A 16,569-nucleotide genomic window follows, 5' to 3' on the forward strand; every position below is an offset into this window, starting at 1 on the left:
GCCATGCGAGCCCGACCACACGAGAGAACCGGACCCGCCGCGGCGGGCGGTCCGCAACGCGCCGGAGCACCCGTCACCTGCCAGGACGTCTCGGTACTTTTCGGTGACTTCTGTGCCCTCGACGGAGTCAGCGGGACCTTCGCACCGGGCAAGGTGCACGCCATCGTCGGCCAGAACGGCGCCGGCAAGACCACCTTCGCGCGGGTGCTGGCCGGGCTGGTCGAACCCTCCGGCGGCACCGTCCGGGTGGGAGAGCACCTGCTCGCCGGAGGGAACGTCGCCGAGTCACGCAGACAGGGCGTGGAGCTGGTTCACCAGCACTTCGCGCTGCCCTCGGACTTCACCGTCGCCCAGGCACTGGAACTGTTCAACGACGAGCGCCGCCCCCTCGGCGGCTTCTCCAAGGCCGCGTTGCACCGCAGGGCGCGGACGCTCCTGGAGGACGGGGGAGCCGCCGTCGCCCCGGACGCCCTGATCGGCAGGCTGCCGATCGAGACGATGCAGGCGGTGGAGATCGCCCGCGCCCTCGCCTCCGGCCCCCGCGTCCTGGTCCTGGACGAACCCACGGCGGTTCTGCCGCCACCCGCGATGCGCGGGCTGTTCGACCGGCTGCGCGACCTGGCCGCCGCGGGCCTGTGCGTGATCGTGGTGCTGCACAAGCTGGACGAGGTGTTCGCGGTCGCCGACACCGTCACCGCGCTGCGGGCCGGCAGGCTCGTCCTGGAGCCGACGCCCATCGGCGACCTGGAGCCGTCGGACGTCTCGCGGGCCATCATCGGCGACGCCTCGGCCAGGGAGGTGCCGACCGTCGCGAAACCCGCGCCGGACGCGCCGGCGGTGCTGAGCACGACCCGGCTGACCGCGCGGTCCGGGTCGCACGACGCGGCCGCGACCGACGTGTCGCTGGAGATCCGCGCAGGAGAGATCGTGGGGATCGCCGGCGTCGAGGGCAACGGGCAGCGCAGCCTCGTCGAGGCGCTCGTCGGGATGGCGCCGCTGCGCGGCGGGACGGTGTCCCTGGCCGGCTCCGACATCTCGGGGGCCTCGGTACGGCGGCGCCGCGACCGCGGCCTGCGCATCATCCCTTTCGAACGCAACGTGGAAGGGGTCAGCCTCAGCAGCGCCCTGTGGGAGAACCACGCCGCCCCGCGGCGCGTCGGGGACGGGTTGATGCTCGATCCACGGGCCCTGCGGGAACGGTGCCGGGAGGCGCTGGACCGCTGGCGGGTCGCCTACCGGACCGAGACCCAGCCGGCCGGGAACCTGTCCGGCGGCAACGTCCAGAAGACCGTCCTGGCGCGCGAGATCACCGGTGACGTGCGGGTTCTCATCGCCGCGCACCCGACACGCGGGCTGGACATCGCCGCGGCCGGTGACGTGCGGGCGGCGCTGGTGGACGCCGCGGCGTCCGGCGCCGCCGTCCTCATCGTCAGCGCGGACCTGGAGGAGATGTTCGAGGTGTGCCATCGCGTACTGGTGATGTTCGCCGGGCGCGTGGTGGCCGAGTTCGACCGGCCGTTCGATCTGGATCGAGTGGGCGGCGCCATGGTGAGGGGTGAGGCCGCGTGAGGTTTCGGCCAAGGCCGGCCGCGGCCCGGCCCGTCGCGGTCATCGGTGTGTCCCTGCTGCTGGTCCTCGGCATCTTCGCCCTGTCCGGCTATGACGTGGAGGCGATCATCGCGGGAACGGTCGACGGCAGCGTCGGCTCGCCGGCCGCATGGACGCAGACGATCCGCTGGGCCATTCCTCTGCTCATCATCGCGCTCGGAGTCGGGCTCGCCTTCCAGGCCGGCTACTTCAACATCGGCGCCCAGGGACAGATGTACGTCGGGGCGATCGGCTCGCTCGCCCTCGGCCTGGTGTGGCGGGACGGTCCCGTGCTCGTGGTGCTCCCGTGCGCCTTCGCGGTCGGGATCGCGCTCGGGGCGCTGTGGTCGCTGGTGCCCGGGCTGCTGCGGACGCGGCTCGGCGCCGATGAGGTCGTCACCAGCCTGATGATGAACTTCATCGCCGTGCTGGTCCTGGAGTGGGTCTGCACCGGCCCGCTGAAGAGCCGCGACGGCACGGGCCAGGCGGCCACGACCGATCAGCTGCCGGGGGCCTTCCGGCTCAGCGACGGCAGCGGAGTCTCGCCCGCCCTGCTGATCCTGTGCGGCCTCCTCATGGCGGGCGCCGTGGTCCTGACCGGCCGCACGCGGCTGGGCCTGGAGATCCGCCTCGTGGGACGCAACCCGGTGATGGCGCAGTGGATGGGAATCCGTGCCTCCCGGGTCGGCCTGGTGGTCTTCGCGCTGAGCGGTGCGGCGGCCGGGCTCGCGGGCGCCGTCGAGGCCTACGGCCCGTCGGGCAGCCTGCGGGTCGGGTTCTCGCCGATGGTCGGCTTCATGGCGGTCATCGTGGCGCTGGTCGGCACGTTCGGTCCGCTCCGCACGCTGCTGGCCGCGGTGTTCTTCGGTGCGCTGCGCGCCGCCACGATCTACCTGCCGGTCGTGAGCGACCTGCCGCAGGCGGGTCTCGACATGCTCAACGGGATGGTCGCCCTGTGGATCACGGTCTCCACGGTGCCCGCCCTGCTGAGACGCCGGCGAACGCGGGCCGCGGCCCAGGCCGGTGATCCGCCGGGTGGGCCCGCCCACCGCGATCCGGAGGTGGTGAACTCCCGTGGTTGACTTCCTGGTGACCTGCCTGCAGGCCGCCACGCCCATCTGGCTGGCGGCGCTCGCCGGACTGTTCGCCCAGCGCAGCGGCATCCTGCACCTCGGGTTGGAGGGGCTGATGCTCAGCGGCGCGTTCGTCGCGACCGCCACTGCCATCCGCACCGGGTCGGTTCTCGCGGCCGTGGGCGCCGCCATCGCCGTGAACCTGCTGCTGTCGCTGCTGTTCTGGGTGCTGGTCACGCATTTCAAGGCGAACGTGCTCATCGTCGGGCTCGGCCTGTCGATGACCGCCGCCGGTGCGACGGGCTACGCCCTGGTGGCCTTCTTCGACACCGAGGCTGCCATCGAGTCGCCCGTCGGGCTGCCGCGGCCGCTCGGCGCGGTCGGCGGGCCGCTCGGCGGCCTGTCGGTGCTGACCTTCGCGGCGTTCGGGCTGACCTGGCTGTCGTGGTGGACGATCCGGCGGACCCGGGCCGGGCTGAAGCTCAGCGCCTGCGGCAGCGACCCGTTCGCGGCGCGCAGCGCCGGCGTCCCGGTGGACCTCTACCGGATGGCGGCGCTGCAGGTCGCCGGTTTGCTGTGCGCGCTGGCCGGTACAGAGCTGTCGCTGGCCCAGGTGCGGTCCTTCTCCGACAACATCGCGCAGGGCCGCGGTTACCTCGCCTTCGCGGCGGTCCTGCTCGGTGGGGTGGCCCCGGTCGGGGTGTCGGTGGCGGCAGTGTTCTTCGGATCCGCGCTGGCCTTCGGCATCCAGTCGCAGCTGGACTTCAACGGGGTCCTGCCGCCGCAGTTCGTGCTCATGCTGCCCTACGCGGCGACCATCGCCGCCATCTCGGCCACGGTCGTGATCAAGCGGCGCCGGGGAGAGCAGCCGGAAGTGATCATGGAGCGAACGCTGTGAGCCGGGTCGTCCTCGTCGGGGCGCTCGACACCAAGGGCGTCGAGTACGCCTACGTCCGGGACCTGCTGGCGGACGCCGGCCTGAGGCCGTTGCTGGTCGACGCGGGTGTTCGCGGGGAGCCGCGGATCCGGCCCGACGTGACCCGTTCGGAGGTGGCGCGGGCCGCGGGCCGTGACCGCCGCGAGATCGCCGCGCTCGCCACCCGGGCGGAGGCCCTGGCCGCCATGGCCGAGGGGGTGGCCGCCCTGCTGGGGTCCCTGCGAGAGGCCGGCGAGGTGGACGCCGCCTTCGGCATGGGCGGTTCGGGAGCGCTGAGCGTGCTGGCGCCGGGCTTCCGGTCCCTGCCGCTGGGCGTGCCCAAGATGATCGTCACCACGATGGCCTCCGGTGACACCCGTCCCCACGTGGGAGCCAGCGATCTGCTGCTGGTCCCTTCCATCGTGGACATCGCCGGGCTCAACACGGTGAGCCGCTTCGTCCTCGAACGGTCGGTGGCGATGCTGGCGGCCCAGTTGGGACGGCCGGTGCCGTCGGCGACGGGCGGCGACGGGAAGCCGATGGTGGCCGCCAGCATGTTCGGGGTGACGACCGCCGGCGTGTCGCGCGCCTGCCGGGTGCTGGAGTCACGAGGCCTGGACGTCCTGGTCTTCCACGCCAACGGGCTCGGCGGCAGGACGCTGGAGTCGCTGGCCGAGGACGGATGGCTGTCAGGGGTGCTCGATCTGACGACGACGGAGCTGGCCGACGACCTCGCCGGCGGCGTGGCGAGTGCGGGGCCCGGCCGCCTGGTCGCCGCCGGCCGGCGGGGGACCCCGCAGGTCGTGTCGACCGGAGCGCTGGACGTCGTCAACTTCGGGGCGCCCGAGACCGTGCCGGAAGCGTACCGGGGGCGGCGGCTCTACTCGCACAACGCGACGGCGACGCTGATGCGCACCGATCCGCGGGAGGCCGCCGTCCTCGGCGCGCGCCTCGGCGCGAAGCTGTCGGCTGCGCGCGGACCGGTCGCGCTGCTGCTGCCCACCGGCGGGACGTCCGCCCTGTCGGAGCCGGGAGGCCCGTTCTACTGGCCTGAGGCGGACGCCGCCCTCGAACAAGCGCTGCTGGAGTCGTTGGCGCCCCACGTCACCGTGGAGCGTTCCCCGGTGGCACTGAACACCCCGGCGTTCGGCGAGCAGGCGGCGCGACTGCTGCTGGCCCGGCTCGCCGGGAAGCCGGCGGCGGGGAGCCGCGAACCGTGATGGACATCTCGCCCGGACGACGCGGTGCGGGCGGCCCGTGGAGAAGATCGAAGGAAAGGACGGGGATGTGCGCGAAGACTGCGACGTCCTGATCGTCGGCGCCGGCCCCTCGGGCGCGGTCGCCGCCCAGGAGTTCGCCCGCGCCGGAATGCGGGTCACGTGCCTGGAACAGGGGGACTGGCCCGACTACGAGAAGGCGCGCGCGGGCTATGCCGACTTCGAACTCGTGTCCCGCAAGCACTGGAACTGGGATCCGAACCAGCGCCGCGCCGGCGGCGACTATCCCATCGACGACGCCGAGTCGGACGTCACCGCCCTCATGTACAACGGTGTCGGCGGCAGCACCGTCCTCTACGCGGCGCACTGGGAACGCTTCCTGCCCTCGGACTTCCGCACCCGCACCATGGACGGTGTCGGCGACGACTGGCCGATCGGGTACTGGGATCTGGAGCCCTACTACGACGAGGTCGAGCGGCAGTTCGCCGTCAGCGGCCTCGAGGGTGATCCGGCGCTTCCCCCGAGCACGCCGCCGCCGCTGCCGCCCGTGCCGCTCAACAAGCTCGGCCGGCGGGGCGCGGAGGCGCTGAACAAGCTCGGCTGGCACTGGTGGCCCGGCAGCAACGCCATCGCCACCGCCGAGTACGGCCCCCTGCACGCGTGCGCGCAGCGGACCGCCTGTCCCTTCGGCTGCCCCACAGGAGCCAAGGCGTCCGCGGACCGCACCCACTGGCAGTCCCTCGCTAAGGACCAGGTGCGCCTGACGGTGCGGGCGACGGTCGAGCAGGTACTCCTGGACGACCGGGGCCGCGCCACCGGCGTCACCTATCTCGACGCCGACGGCGTGCGCCATGAGGTTCGCGCCGGCGTCGTGGTGCTGTGCGCCAACGCGATCGGCACGCCCCGCATCATGCTCGCGTCGGCGGACGGGTCCGGGGTCGCCAACTCCAGCGGCCTGGTCGGCAGGCGCCTCATGATGCACCCGTTCGGCAACGCGATCGGAATCTTCGACGAGGACCTGGAGTCCTGGCGCGGGCCGCTCGGCCAGTACCTGCACTCCCTGGAGTTCTACGAGACCGACCGGTCCCGCGGCTTCGTGCGCGGCGCGAAGTGGAACCTGATCCCCTCCGGCGCGCCGCTGTCGTTCATGCTCCCGGGCACCTGGGGGGACGAACCGGTGTGGGGCCCGAACTTCACCCGGCTGCTGCGCGAACGGCTCGGCCACTCGGCGATCTGGGGCGTCATCTGCGAGGACCTGCCCGACCCGGCGAACCGGGTGCTGCTGGACGACGGCGCCGCCGCGGGCGGGGTCCCCGGCGTGCGGATCCAGTACCGCACGTCCGACAACACGCGGGCCATGATGGCCTGGCACTTGGAGCGCCTCTCCGAGGTGCTCGACGCCATGGGGGCCACGAAGAAGATCCTCAACTCGGGTCTGCGCGGCACCGGATGGCACCTGATGGGGACGACCGTGATGGGCGATGACCCGGGCTCGTCCGTGGTCGACGCGCACGGCCAGTGCCACGATGTGCCCAACCTGTACGTCTTCGACGGCTCGGTGTTCCCGACGTCGTCCGGCGTCAACCCCACCGCGACCATCGCGGCCAACGCGCTGCGCTGCGCCCGGTCCCTGGTCGCTCGCCGCCGCGATGTGGAGGTGACCTCATGACCACCGCGAAGACCGGGGAGACGCCGGCCGTGACCGTGCCGCCGGAGGCCCGCCGGCGGCTCGGGCAGGTCGCGGACGCGCTGATCGAGGCAGGCGCCGGACTGCCGTCCGGGTCGCAGGCCGGTGTGCACACCGATCTGCTCGACCAGGTGGTCAAGGCGCGTCCCGACCTCGTCCCGCCGCTGCTGCGGGCGCTGGACGAGCTGGGGCCCGCCCTCGACCTCGCGGCGGTCGAGCGACTGGCCGAACGGCGGCCGGAACTGCACGAGGTGCTCACGCTGGTCGTCGCCGGCGGCTACCTGATGTCGCCGCGTGTCGCCGCGCTGCTGAAGTACCCCTTCCAGGAAGCCAAGATCGTCGATCCGCGGGAGATCACGGCCGTCGTCGGGGAGGGCCTGCTCGACCTGGTCGCCGAACGCGCGCCCCTCTACCGGCTGCCCCCGGACTCCCCGCCGGAGCACCGCCCGTGACCGGGCGGGGAGGCAGCCCGTCTCACATCCACTTGGAGGTAACGGCAATGAGCCGCCAGCACTACGTCCCCCTGTTCCACGAGCGGGTCCGGTCGGGCCGCGCCCTGATCGGCGCGGGTGCCGGCACCGGCCTGTCCGCCAAGTGCGCGGAGGAGGCCGGCGTCGACTTCATCGTCATCTACAACGCGGGCAGGTTCCGTATGGCCGGGCGCGGCTCGATGGCCGGGATGATGCCCTACGGCAACGCCAACGACATCGTCGTGGAGATGTCCGCAGAGGTCCTCCCGGTGGTGCGCAGGACACCGGTGCTCGCCGGCGTCTGCGCCACGGACCCGTTCAAGAACATCCCGCTGTTCCTGGGGCAGCTCAAGGAACTCGGATTCGCCGGGGTGCAGAACTTCCCGTCGGTCTGCCTCCTGGACGGCAGCGTGCGGGCGGACCTGGAGGCCACGGGCTACGGCTTCGACAAGGAGGTCGAGATGGTCCGCACCGCCCGCGAGATGGACCTGATCACGGCCGCCTACGTGCGCACCGAACAGGAGGCCTATGACATGGCCGCCGCGGGCGCCGACATCGTCGTGGCGCACGTCGGGCTGACGACCGCCGGGATGATCGGCGCAAGGGCCCCCATGTCGCTCGCCGACGCGGCGGCGCGGACGCGGGAGATCCGCGACCAGGCCGAGTCCGCGCGCGAGGACGTGCTGGTCGTGTGCCACGGAGGACCGATCGCCACGCCCGACGACGCCCAGGAAGTGCTGCGGATGGTCCCGGGCGCGGCCGGTTTCCTGGGGGCGTCCAGCATGGAGCGGCTGCCCGCGGAGACCGCCCTCGTCGAGACCATGCGGCGCTTCACCGAGGTCTCCGTCGAACCCGCCGCCGATGGCCCGCACGAAAAGGAGGTCATGGCGTGAAGCTCTTCCGTACCGCGGACCTGCTGAAGGACCCCACGCCGGTCCCCGAACCGGAACGCTTCACCGGCGCCGCGTTCAGCTCCCCGGTCCAGGGGTGTCCTACCAGCAAGGCGACCACCGCGCTGATCCGACTGGACCCGGGCGTGCGCGGCCACTGGCACAGCCACGCCGACGGCCAGGTGATCCACATCGTGGCGGGTTCCGGCTTCGTCGGGCGCCGCGGCCGTGAACCGTTGGAGGTGACCGGGGGCGACATCGTGTGGATCGAGCCGGGAGAGGAGCACTGGCACGGGGCCTCCGCTGCCGGGCTGGCCCAGCTGGCCTTCTCCTTCGGTGCCATCACCTGGCTGGAGCCGAGCACATGACCACCGGTGACGCACCCTCCTACGAGGAGCTCGCCGAGGCGGTGCTCGACTGCGCCTCCCGGCCGCTCCCCGGAGAGGTGGCGAAGGCCGCGAGCCGGACGCTCTTCAACGTCCTGGCAGTGGCCCTGGGAGCGTCCGGCTCCCCCCAGGTCGGCAGGCTTGCGGCCGCGCTGGCCGCACCGACCGGCGTCCCCGCGGCTCCCGGGGTGCGCGGGAAGGCGAGCCCGGTCGGCGCGGCGCTGCTCACCGGCTTCGCCGCCCACCTGGACGATTTCGACGACACCCACCTGGAGACGGTCATCCACCCCGGGGCGAGCGTCCTTGGTGCGGCGTGGGCGGCCGGATGGCCCGCCGGCGCGTCCGGACGGGACCTGCTGGCGGCCTTCGCCCTCGGCTGCGAGGTGCAGCTGCGGCTCGGCCTGGCGGTCAGTCCGGAGCACTACGACCGGGGCTGGCACATCACCGGCACCTGCGGGGTCGCCGGGGCCGCGGTCACCGCCGGACTGATCGGCGAGCCCGGCCGCGACCGGATGGCGGCCGCGCTCCGGCTGGCGTCCCTGCAGACGCTCGGGCACCGGGAGGCGTTCGGTACCGAGGTCAAGCCCTTCCACGCCGGGAAGGCGGCTGCGGCCGGGGTGCTGGCCGCGGCGGAGGCCGGCCGCGGCCGGTTCACCGCGGGCGCCGCGGCCGTCCTCCCCGACACCGGCGGGCTGCTGCGCGCCCTCGCGCCCGGGGGCCGGTCCCCGGGCCGCCTTCTCGACGGGTTCGGGACGCGGTGGGAACTGGCCGACAACACCTTCAAGCCCTATCCCTGCGGCATCGTCGCGCACCCCGGCATCGACGCGGCCGTCAGAGCCCATGACCGCGGTGTCGCCCCGGCGAACGTCGTCCGGATCCGCTACCGCTGCCATCCGCTGGTCCCGGAGCTGATGGGGCGGCTCGAGCCGCGGACCGGCTTGCAAGCGCGCTTCTCGGCGGTGCACGGGGTGGCCGCCGGCCTGGCCCGCGGCACCGGCGGGCTCGCCGAATTCGGCGACGCGGCGGCGGCGGACCCGGTGCTGGCCCGGCTGCGGGCGCGCGTCGACCTGTGCCCGGAACCCCGCATGCCGCGGGACTCGGCCGTCCTGGAGATCCACACCGTCGACGGGGGAACCGTCGTGTCGGCCGTCGAGCACGCGCGGGGAAGCCTGCTGCGCCCGCTGACCGACGACGAGCTCATCGGCAAGGCCGAGGCCCTGGCGCCCGGCCGGGCACAGGCGATCTGGGACGCGGTCGCGCGCCTGGGGGAGGGGTCCGGACCGGGGACCGTCCAGGCGTTGCTGGAGGAGACCCGGAGGGAAGTGGTGGCCCGATGACCGCTACCGAGGGGACGACCGCGAGCGTCGCCGGCTTCGTCGCCGAGACGCCCGTCCCGCCGGACGCGGCCGCCGCCGCGGCGGCTCTGTGCGAGAACCTGTCCGGACTGGAGACAGCGTCCGTCCGCGACCAGCGGGCGGCGGTCGCCTACTGGGTCGCCTGCGCCCTCCTGCATCACGCCGGCAGCGCCGACGACCTCGCGACGGAGAGTCTGGCCGCCGGGCTGGAACCCGCTCTGCGGGTGCGCGACTCGCTGGACGGCCACGTCGTGGGCGGGTGGGATCCGGTGTGCGCGGCCGTGCTCGTCGGCTCCGCCTGCGCCGCCGCCCGCCAGGACGGCCTGGACGGGGAGGCGACGGCCCGCGCGGTCGGCATCGCCGTCACCCAGGCGTCCGGCCTGGAGATCCTTTCGGACACCCCGCTCGGAACGTTCCAGCGACGCATGGCCGCCCGCAACGGACTGGAGGCCGCCCGGCTGGCCGGCGCGGGCATGACCGCTCCCGTCACCGGGCTGGAAGGAAGGCGCGGCCTGTACGCGCTGATGGCGCCCACCGCGGACCCGGCCGCCGCCGCCGACCGGCTCGGCCGGCGGTGGCTCGTCACCGCGCTCCCGACCGCGGAAGGCCGAACCCCGCCGCCCGGCCGGGAGGAGCGGCGGCCGAACCCGATCGAGCGAGCCGCGGAGGCCCTGTCATGACGGCGACCGCCACGCTGGCCGACCGGCTGCGGCCGGACCGGACGGCGCTGATCCTCATCGACCTGTCCAACGACTTCGTCCATCCACGCGGCAAGACCGCCACCGTGGGCGGCCGGGACGTCAGCCACGCCCAGCGGATCCTGCCCGTCGCCGCCGGCCTCGCGGAGGCCGCCCGCGAGGCCGGGGTGGCCGTGATCCACAGCCAGCACACCACGCTGCCGGGCGGCGCCGGCGACTCACCGGTGTGGCGGGACGCGCGCTCACGCGCCGCGTACTCCGCCCCCGACATCTGCCTCGACGGATCCTGGGGGCAGGAGATCGCCGAGGAGGTCGCGCCCCGGCCCGGAGACCATGTCGTCAAGAAGTACCGCTACGGCGGCTTCACCGGGACCAACCTGGAACTGATCCTGCGCAGCCTGGGACGCGACAGCGTCCTCTGCTGCGGCGTCTCCACCAATGTCTGCGTGGACACCACCGCCCGCGAGGCGTTCGCCCGCGACTTCTACGTCACCATCGCCGCCGACGCCTGCGCGTCGTGGGACATGGGCCTGCACGCCGCGGCGCTCAGCACCGCCGAGAGCCGGTTCGCCGTGGTGGCGGCGACCGGGGACGTCCTTGCCGCCTGGACCTGACCGAATCCGACGAGGAGGCCACATGATCGCAGAACTGCGCTACTACACCATCACGCCCGGCCACACCGAGGCGCTGCTCGACCAGTTCACCGGCACCAGCCTGCCTCTGTTCGCCAAGCACGGCATCACCGCGCACGGCCCGTGGCTGCGGCGGCTGACCAAGGGGGAGCAACTCGTCTACGTCCTGGAGTTCGCCGACGAGCACGACCGCGAGACCCGCTGGACGGCGTTCCGCGAGGATCCCGAATGGCAGGCCGTCGTCGAGGCCGGCCGGGGCCAGGTCCCGCACATCGCGGGCGGCGAGATCGTGGAGCTGAGCCGATGAGCTCCCGTGACACCGCCGTCCGCGTCCACGGCCACCACATCGCCGGAGAGCGAGTCGACGGCCCGCTCCTGGAGCGACGCGCCCCCGCCTCGAACAGGGTCGTGGCCCGCTACGCCGCCGGCACGGCGGACGACGTGGACGCCGCCGCCTGCGCCGCCGCTCGGGCGTTCGCGTCCGAGCAGTGGCGACGCACCCCCGCTATGGCCCGGGCCAGGCTCCTGGAGAACCTGGCCGCCCTCCTGGAACACGACGCCGACCGGCTCGCCGCCCTCGACTCCGAGGAGGTCGGGAAGCCGCTGGCGTTCGCGCGCGGCGACATCGAGCTCGGCATCGCGCACGTCCGGCAGGCCGCGGCGCTCGCCCGCACGTCCAGGGGCGAGGCCTACACCGGCCTGGCACCCGCGTACACAGCGCTCGCGACCCGGGAACCGGTGGGGGTCGCCGCGCTGATCATCCCGTGGAACTTCCCGGCGCTCGTCCTCCTGCAGAAACTCCCCTACGCCCTCGCCGCCGGATGCACCGTGGTGGTCAAGCCGTCGGAGTTCACCTCCGGCAGCGCGCTGGAGATCGCCGCCCGCTGCGAGGACGCGGGCTTCCCGCCCGGCGTGGTGAACGTCGTCACCGGCACGGGGCCCGGCGCCGGGCTCCCCATGGTGACCCACCCCCTGGTCTCCTATGTCTCGTTCACCGGATCAACGCGGGTCGGCCGGGAGGTGATGCGCGCGGCCGCCGACTCCCTCACCCGGGTCGGGCTGGAGCTGGGCGGCAAGACCGGCAACGTGGTCTTCGCCGATGCCGACCTGGAAGCGGCGGCCGACGGCATCGTCTTCGCCGCCTTCGCCAACCAGGGGGAGTCGTGCGTCGCCAGCTCGCGGCTGCTCGTGGACGAGACCGTGGCCGACGATTTCGCCGCCGCCGTCGCCGCCCGCGCGTCCGCGCTGCGGGTGGGGATGCCCGACGATCCTCGGGCCGACATCGGGGCGCTCATCCACCACGAGCACCGGGACCGGGTCCACGCGGCCGTGCTCGCCGGGGTCGACGCCGGCGGGAAGGTCCTGACCGGCGGGAGTTCACCCGACGCCCCCGAACTGGCGGAGGGCGCCTTCTACCAGCCGACCGTGCTCGCCTCCGTGGACCGCGAGTCGCCGGTGTTCCAGCAGGAGATCTTCGGGCCCGTCCTGTCGGTGACGACGTTCGGCACCGACCGGGAGGCCGTCGAGCTGGCGAACGCCACCGAGTACGGCCTCGCCCAGTCCCTGTGGACCAGGGACCTCGACCGTGCTTTCGCGGTCAGCGGCGAGCTCCAGGCCGGCACCGTCTGGGTGAACACCGCCAGCGACGGGTCACCGGCGCTGGCGTTCGGCGGCGTGAAGGCGTCCGGCTTCGGACGCGAGGGCGGCGAGGAGGGGATGCGGGAGTTCACCGAGTACAAGACTGTGCAGTTCCGCGGAGAACCCCGCGTGAGCCCGTTCACCAGAGCGGAGCCGGCCCGATGAGCCTCGTCCACATCGTGCTCGTCAGGCCCCGGGACGGACAGGAGTCACGGGCAGACGACCTCGCCTCCCGGCTCGCCGCGCTCGCCGCCGAACTGGGCGCCGGCGACGTCTACGCCGGCCCCGACGTGAGCATCGAGCCGTTCGGCGGCGGCTACACGACCGGGCTCGCCATCGCCTTCCCCGGCGAGCGCGCCCGGGACGCCTACCTTCGAAACCCCCGGCACGCCGAGTTGGCCCGCGAACTGCCCGCGGCGGCCGATTCGGTGCTGGTCGTCGACCTGCCGGCGGCCGCCACCGGCCTCGCATCCCAGGGAGCGCAGCGGACATGACGGAAAGCATCGGCTTCATCGGCCTCGGCGCGATGGGGCTCGGAATGGCCGGCAACCTCGTCAAGGGCGGCCACGAAGTACACGGATACGATCCCTCGCCGGAACGCCGCGAGAAGGCCGCCGAGGCGGGCATCCGGCTGGTGGACTCCCCCCGGGAGGCGGCCAGGGCGTCCTCGGGCGTGGTCCTGTCCGTGGTGCGGGACGCCGCGCAGACCCGCGAGGTCCTGCTCGGCGAGCAGGGTGTCGTCCGGGAGGGCCGCCCGCTCACCGTCGTCGTGGCCAGCACCCTCGACCCGTCCACGATGCGCGCGCTGGCGGCCGAACTCGGCGGACACGGCGTGACCGCCGTCGACGCGACCATGTCCGGGGGACCCTGGGGCGCCGAGGCGGGCGCACTGACGCTGATGGTGTCGGCCGCACCCGAGGTGTTCGGGCGGCTTCGCCCCCTCCTGGACCTCATGGGCCGCAACATCTTCCATGTCGGCGAGGAGGTGGGCACCGCTCAGGCGGCCAAGCTCGCCGTGCAACTCACCTTCGGCGTCAACATGATGGGCGTGTACGAGGCGATCCGTCTGGCCGACGAGTTCGGCGTTGGCGAAGACCAGTTGATGGAGATGCTGTCGGTCAGCGTGGGCGGCAGCTGGGTCGTGGACAACTGGCGGCGCGTCAAGCCCTGGTGGGAGCATTACGTGCCCGGCGAGGACCTCGACATCCTCCTGAAGGACATGCGGTCGGTGCAGCGGGAAGCGGACAGTGGCGACTTCCCCATGCCCGTCACCGCGCTGGCGTTCCAGCTCATGCGGCATGTGTGGCCGGCATGGGCCGCGCTCAAGGCCGCCCGGGCGGGGGAGGTGCCGGAATGACCACCGTGACGACCCCTGACGGCACTCGCCTGGCGGTCGAGGTGGACGGGGCCGGCCCGCCCCTGCTCTTCCTGCATGAGGTGGCCGGTGACCTGCGCGACTGGCGCGCGCAGGTGGCGCATTTCGCCGACCGGTACACCTGCGTCCGTTACAACGCTCGCGGCTACCCGCCGTCCGACGTCCCAGCCGCCCCGGACAGCTACGGGCAGCACATCGCCGTCCAGGACGCGATCGCCGTCCTGGACGGGCTCGGCTTCGACGCCGCCCACGTCGCAGGCCTCTCGATGGGCGGATTCTGTGCCGTCCACCTGATGCTGCAGCACCCGGAACGCTGCCTCAGCGCGACGGTGGCCGGGGCCGGATACGGCTCGGCGCCGCACCAGCGGGCCGGGTTCACCGAAGAGGCGCGCACGGCCGCCCGCATGTTCCGGGAGGACGTGCGGGCCGCCGCGAACGCCTACCAGAACGGCCCCACGCGCGTGCAGTACCGGCTCAAGGACCCCGGCGGATGGCGTTCGTTCGGCGAACGGCTCGCCGGACGCGACCCGGTCGGCATGTCCCTGACGTTCTCCCAGGTCCTTGCCGAACGCCCCTCGCTGGACGACCTGCGCGACCGCCTGGCGGCGGTGCGGACCCCCGTCCTGCTGGTCGTCGGCGACGAGGACGACGGTTGCCTCGACGTCAAGGTCATGCTCAAGCGGACCATCCCCGGGGCCGCCCTCGCGGTGCTGCCGCGTACCGGCCACACCCTCAACCTGGAAGAGCCCGCGGCGTTCAACGCGGTGCTCGACGATTTCCTGGACAAGGTCACCCACGGCCGGTGGACGCCCAGGGACCCCGCCACCTTGGGGCGCGGTCTTGTCGGCATGACCCCCGTACGGCTCGAAGAGAAGGAGTTGCCATGACCGCCGAAAGAGACGACGCCCCTGCCGTCCGCCAACTGCGCCTCGTCGTTGTGGCGGAGGACTACGAGGCCGCCGTCGCCTTCTTCCGCGACGCGCTCGGCCTGCCCGAGCAGGCCGCGTTCTCGGGTGAGGGCGACGCCCGGGTAGTGATCCTCGACGCCGGCCGGGCCACGCTCGAGATCGCCAACCCGGCGCAGAAGCGGCTCATCGACGAGGTGGAGGTCGGCCGGCAGGTCGCGCCGAAGTTCAGGGTCGCGTTCGAGGTCGGCGACACCCGCTCGGTCAACGACCGGCTGCTGGACGCGGGCGCCGAACCCGTCGCCCCGCCCACCGTCACGCCCTGGCAGTCGCTCAACGCCCGCCTGGACGCGCCCGGCGGCGTGCAGATCACGCTGTTCGAGGAGCTGACGACCCTGGAGGAGCGCAGCGCTCTGGACGGGTTCGGCACCGAGCAGGAACGGTCCGATGCGACCGGACCCTGAACCGCTGCTGATCCGCGGCGCCCGCCTGCTCGACTCGACCGCCCCGGTCGACGTCCACCTGGCCGGCGGGCGGATCGCCGCGATCGGCGACCTCCCGGCCCCGCCGACCGTGGAGATCATCGACGCGGAGGGCGGGCTTCTGACGCCCGCCTTCGTCGAACCTCATTTCCACATGGACAAGGCGCTCACACACCCGAGCCTGCCCCCGAGCGACCATGACCATCCTCTGGAAGCCGCGCTTGAGCGCACCCGGTACGTCAAGGCCCGCTACACCCCCGAGGAACTGAGAGACCGTGCGACCACCGCGATCCGGCTCGCCGTCGGTCACGGTGTGGGAACCTTGCGCGCCCATGTCGACGTCGACCCGGTGGGGGGACTGTCGGCCCTCGGCGTCATGGCCGACCTGCGGGACCGCCACCGCGACCTGCTCGACATCCAGCTCGTGGCGTTCCCCCAGGAGAGCATCGTCCGCGACCCCGGAGCACTGCGGCTCCTCCGCGAAGCCCTGACCTCAGGCGCCGACGTGCTCGGCGGGGCCCCCGACGTGGAAGAGCCCCAAGACCGGCTCCGGCACCTCGACCTGCTCGTCGAACTGGCCGCGGAGACCGGTGCGGACCTCGACGTCCACTGCGACTACAGCTACGACCCCGCCCAGCGCGACCTGGAGGAACTCGCGCGCAGAACCATCGACGCGGGCCTCACCGGCCGCGTCCGAGCCGGCCACTGCTGTGCCCTGGACGCCTACGACGAAACGACCGCCACCGAGGTCGTCGAAGCAGTGCTCGCCGCCGGGATCGCCGTCTGCGTCTGCCCTATGGGCAACTTGCTGCTGGTGGGGGACTCCCCCCGCCCGCCAGGCAGGGGAGTGGCCCGTCTCAGGTCGCTGCTCGCCCATGGCGTCACCGTCGCCGCGGGAGGCGACAACATGAACGACATGTGGTTCCCGTTCGGCCGACTTGATCCGGCGGAGGTCGCCATGGTGACCGCCATCGCCGCCCGCATGTGGTCGGACCGGCAACTCAGGCAGGTCTTCGACATGGTGACGGTGAACGCGGCCCACTATGTCGGCGCACCGGCCGAAGGCGTCCATGTGGGAGCCATGGCGGACCTGGTGCTGTTCTCGGCCACCCACCTCAGCGACGTTCTCCGGAACGCCCCCGGCCGCCGAACCACCATCAAGCGAGGCCGCATAGTAGGCGGCGCCAGCTCAAGCGTCTGGACGACCTGAAACCGAAACCGGCGCTCGTGTCAGTGTTAGCCACAGGCTTTCACTGGC

The 16,569-nt window shown here is 73.0% G+C and carries 18 protein-coding genes; all 18 read left to right on the forward strand.

From position 1 onward, the window contains the following. Nucleotides 1-3: 3 nt before the first annotated feature. On the forward strand, nt 4-1,569 hold the full coding sequence (locus tag AB0C87_RS09830; RefSeq protein ID WP_345174062.1) for an ATP-binding cassette domain-containing protein: 1,566 nt from the start codon (nt 4-6) through the stop codon (nt 1,567-1,569). After that, the gene (locus AB0C87_RS09835; protein WP_345174060.1) at nt 1,566-2,669 is read left to right on the forward strand and encodes an ABC transporter permease; all 1,104 of its coding nucleotides are present in this window, start codon (nt 1,566-1,568) and stop codon (nt 2,667-2,669) included. Before AB0C87_RS09830 ends, AB0C87_RS09835 begins: the two co-directional genes overlap by 4 nt. After that, nucleotides 2,662-3,558 carry an ABC transporter permease gene (locus tag AB0C87_RS09840; RefSeq protein WP_353833635.1) on the forward strand — a complete coding sequence of 299 codons (897 nt, stop codon included), beginning with the start codon at nt 2,662-2,664 and terminating at the stop codon, nt 3,556-3,558. The genes AB0C87_RS09835 and AB0C87_RS09840 overlap by 8 nt, the downstream gene beginning before the upstream one ends. After that, a complete protein-coding gene (locus tag AB0C87_RS09845) occupies nt 3,555-4,796 on the forward strand; it encodes a Tm-1-like ATP-binding domain-containing protein (RefSeq protein WP_360577112.1) in 1,242 nt (413 codons plus the stop codon). Before AB0C87_RS09840 ends, AB0C87_RS09845 begins: the two co-directional genes overlap by 4 nt. 67 nt (nt 4,797-4,863) lie before the next feature. Beyond that, nucleotides 4,864-6,462, forward strand: coding sequence for a GMC family oxidoreductase (locus AB0C87_RS09850; RefSeq protein WP_360577113.1), 1,599 nt, complete (start codon nt 4,864-4,866; stop codon nt 6,460-6,462). Beyond that, nucleotides 6,459-6,932, forward strand: coding sequence for a hypothetical protein (locus AB0C87_RS09855; RefSeq protein WP_360577114.1), 474 nt, complete (start codon nt 6,459-6,461; stop codon nt 6,930-6,932). Before AB0C87_RS09850 ends, AB0C87_RS09855 begins: the two co-directional genes overlap by 4 nt. A gap of 47 nt (nt 6,933-6,979) precedes the next feature. Then, nucleotides 6,980-7,843, forward strand: a complete 864-nt coding sequence (locus tag AB0C87_RS09860; RefSeq protein WP_360577115.1) for a phosphoenolpyruvate hydrolase family protein — start codon at nt 6,980-6,982, stop codon at nt 7,841-7,843. Next, nucleotides 7,840-8,208 (forward strand): cupin domain-containing protein, encoded by a 369-nt coding sequence (locus AB0C87_RS09865; RefSeq protein WP_345174050.1) that lies wholly within the window; start codon nt 7,840-7,842, stop codon nt 8,206-8,208. The genes AB0C87_RS09860 and AB0C87_RS09865 overlap by 4 nt, the downstream gene beginning before the upstream one ends. After that, on the forward strand, nt 8,205-9,563 hold the full coding sequence (locus AB0C87_RS09870) for an MmgE/PrpD family protein (RefSeq protein ID WP_360577116.1): 1,359 nt from the start codon (nt 8,205-8,207) through the stop codon (nt 9,561-9,563). Before AB0C87_RS09865 ends, AB0C87_RS09870 begins: the two co-directional genes overlap by 4 nt. Continuing rightward, nucleotides 9,560-10,261 (forward strand): MmgE/PrpD family protein, encoded by a 702-nt coding sequence (locus tag AB0C87_RS09875; RefSeq protein ID WP_353831219.1) that lies wholly within the window; start codon nt 9,560-9,562, stop codon nt 10,259-10,261. The genes AB0C87_RS09870 and AB0C87_RS09875 overlap by 4 nt, the downstream gene beginning before the upstream one ends. After that, the gene (locus AB0C87_RS09880; protein ID WP_345174044.1) at nt 10,258-10,893 is read left to right on the forward strand and encodes an isochorismatase family cysteine hydrolase; all 636 of its coding nucleotides are present in this window, start codon (nt 10,258-10,260) and stop codon (nt 10,891-10,893) included. The genes AB0C87_RS09875 and AB0C87_RS09880 overlap by 4 nt, the downstream gene beginning before the upstream one ends. Before the next feature lie 22 nt (nt 10,894-10,915). Next, nucleotides 10,916-11,218, forward strand: coding sequence for an NIPSNAP family protein (locus AB0C87_RS09885; RefSeq protein WP_345174042.1), 303 nt, complete (start codon nt 10,916-10,918; stop codon nt 11,216-11,218). After that, the gene (locus AB0C87_RS09890) at nt 11,215-12,714 is read left to right on the forward strand and encodes an aldehyde dehydrogenase family protein (protein ID WP_360577117.1); all 1,500 of its coding nucleotides are present in this window, start codon (nt 11,215-11,217) and stop codon (nt 12,712-12,714) included. Before AB0C87_RS09885 ends, AB0C87_RS09890 begins: the two co-directional genes overlap by 4 nt. Further along, complete coding sequence (locus AB0C87_RS09895) at nt 12,711-13,043, forward strand: Dabb family protein (protein WP_360577118.1); 333 nt, start codon at nt 12,711-12,713, stop codon at nt 13,041-13,043. The genes AB0C87_RS09890 and AB0C87_RS09895 overlap by 4 nt, the downstream gene beginning before the upstream one ends. Next, complete coding sequence (locus tag AB0C87_RS09900) at nt 13,040-13,906, forward strand: NAD(P)-dependent oxidoreductase (protein WP_360577119.1); 867 nt, start codon at nt 13,040-13,042, stop codon at nt 13,904-13,906. Before AB0C87_RS09895 ends, AB0C87_RS09900 begins: the two co-directional genes overlap by 4 nt. Next, entirely contained in the window at nt 13,903-14,811 is a 909-nt protein-coding gene (locus tag AB0C87_RS09905; RefSeq protein WP_360577120.1) for an alpha/beta hydrolase, read from the forward strand. The genes AB0C87_RS09900 and AB0C87_RS09905 overlap by 4 nt, the downstream gene beginning before the upstream one ends. Then, nucleotides 14,808-15,293 carry a VOC family protein gene (locus tag AB0C87_RS09910; protein ID WP_360577121.1) on the forward strand — a complete coding sequence of 162 codons (486 nt, stop codon included), beginning with the start codon at nt 14,808-14,810 and terminating at the stop codon, nt 15,291-15,293. Before AB0C87_RS09905 ends, AB0C87_RS09910 begins: the two co-directional genes overlap by 4 nt. Continuing rightward, the gene (locus AB0C87_RS09915) at nt 15,277-16,521 is read left to right on the forward strand and encodes an amidohydrolase family protein (protein WP_360577122.1); all 1,245 of its coding nucleotides are present in this window, start codon (nt 15,277-15,279) and stop codon (nt 16,519-16,521) included. Before AB0C87_RS09910 ends, AB0C87_RS09915 begins: the two co-directional genes overlap by 17 nt. The last annotated feature ends 48 nt before the right edge of the window (nt 16,522-16,569 follow it).

This window comes from Actinomadura sp. NPDC048021 (genome assembly GCF_040653135.1).
Taxonomy (GTDB): domain Bacteria; phylum Actinomycetota; class Actinomycetes; order Streptosporangiales; family Streptosporangiaceae; genus Spirillospora; species Spirillospora verrucosospora.